Source organism: Neisseria sp. P0021.S007 (assembly GCF_051956855.1).
Genome location: NZ_JBQCXA010000857.1, coordinates 1 through 578, shown reverse-complemented (window position 1 = coordinate 578; position 578 = coordinate 1). Strand labels below are relative to the sequence as shown.

Sequence of the window (578 nt, the reverse complement as noted above, 5' to 3'; positions counted from 1 at the left end):
GTATTTTTAACCCCGTAATACCTTTCAATCTATTGCCGATGAGTAACGCTTGATTGCAAGATACGCCCATGCAAAAATTTACCCATAATAAAGAAACAGAAAAATAACAATTAGTTTCAACAACTTAAATCATCTTCCGCCCTGTCATTTTACAAATACGAAACCATCAAGGATATATCATGCACACAGAATCCGTTCTAACCCTCCTCAAAACACTGCAAAACCAAATCTGCGCCGCGCTGGAGCAAGAAGATGGCGAAGCCAAATTTGTGCATGAAGTATGGACTGGGAAGCTGGGTATCGGCGAAACCCGTGTATTGAAAAACGGCGCAGTATTCGAGCAGGCCGGTGTGAATTTTTCGCATGTAAAGGGAACAAAAATGCCGGCTTCTGCTACGGCCCATCGTCCGGAATTGGCAGGCGCGGCGTTTGAAGCCATGGGCGTGTCGCTGGTCATTCATCCGAAAAATCCTTATGTTCCGACCAGCCATGCCAATGTGCGCTTTTTTATTGCCTACCCTGAAAATGCCGAGCCGGTTTGGTGGTTTGGCGGCGGCTTTGATTTGACGCCGTTTTAT

General features: G+C 46.0%; 1 protein-coding gene. It reads left to right on the top strand.

Annotated features, from left to right (window positions below):
- Positions 1-179: 179 nt before the first annotated feature.
- A partial coding sequence (locus ACTHUR_RS16350) for a coproporphyrinogen III oxidase (RefSeq protein WP_440399731.1) occupies positions 180-578 on the top strand: 399 nt, incomplete at its 3' end.